The following is a 932-nucleotide window of genomic DNA, read 5'->3' on the forward strand; positions in this document are numbered from 1 at the left end:
GCTCCACACTGTGCCGAACGCCTCGTCGCCGCGATTGTTGACGAAATAGGTGCGGAAGATGCGGTTGCCGTCATGGATGAAGACGTTGTGGCCGTGCCATTCGTCGACGCCGAAATCCTTGTCCCAGCTGTCGGTGATGGTGTACCAGGGCATCTTCCAGTCCATCCGCTGCTTCAGCCGCTGAATGTCGGCCTGCGGCGCCCGGGACGCATAGGCAAGCGTAGTGTCGCGGGCGTTGAGATGGGCGAGGTTGCCGACCATGTCGGCGCCGAGCGAGCAGCCCCGGCAGGCGTGCTCCGGCCAGCCATAGACGCCGGGCTCGAAGAAGGCGCGGTAGATGACCAGTTGCCGGCGGCCTTCGAAGAGGTCGAGCAGGCTTGCCTTGCCGTTTGGGCCTTCGAACACATAGTCCTTCTCGACAGGCATCCACGGCATGCGGCGGCGTTCCGCAGCCAGCGCGTCGCGGGCGCGGGTGAGCGCCTTTTCCTTCACCAGCATTTCTTCATACGCGCCTTCCCAGGCTTCCGGCGAAACGACCGGTGGTGTCTTCATGTGTTGGGTCATTGCTCTTGTCCCGTTCTTGCGTTTGGTTGGGGTGACAAGGGAAACTTAGAGCCGGATGGCGCGATGGTGAGAGTTACAAGTGTGACGCGATTTGATCCGGCAGACCCGGAAGGGGGCATCGGGGCGGGCATTGCATGGACTCGATGATCAATGCCGCCGGCCGCGCGCTCGCGACCGGTGATCCGCTGGGCGCCCTGAAGCGCGTCGCGTTGCGCGACGACGCCCCCGCGCTGGCGCTGCGCGGCATCGCGATGGCGCAGCTCGGCGACTTCGCCAAGGCCAAGGCGCTGCTGAAGAGCGCCGCCCGCGCCTTCAGCCCGAAAGAGGCGGTGGCGCGCGCCCGCTGCGTCGGCGCCGAGGCCGAGATC

Annotated in this window: 1 protein-coding gene and 1 pseudogene; one reads left to right on the forward strand and one right to left on the reverse strand. The window is 65.8% G+C overall.

The features are described from left to right. Window positions 1–564: DUF899 family protein (locus EOA60_RS34925; protein WP_164899864.1), on the reverse strand; the 564-nt coding region annotated here is incomplete at its 3' end. Between the two features lie 134 nt (window positions 565–698). On the opposite strand from EOA60_RS34925, the pseudogene EOA60_RS34930 reads away from it, so the two are divergent. Then, window positions 699–932 (forward strand): annotated as a pseudogene (locus EOA60_RS34930) (helix-turn-helix domain-containing protein); the annotation flags it as partial.

Origin of the sequence: Mesorhizobium sp. M1A.F.Ca.IN.020.06.1.1 (assembly GCF_004023265.1) — a bacterium.
Taxonomy (GTDB): domain Bacteria; phylum Pseudomonadota; class Alphaproteobacteria; order Rhizobiales; family Rhizobiaceae; genus Mesorhizobium.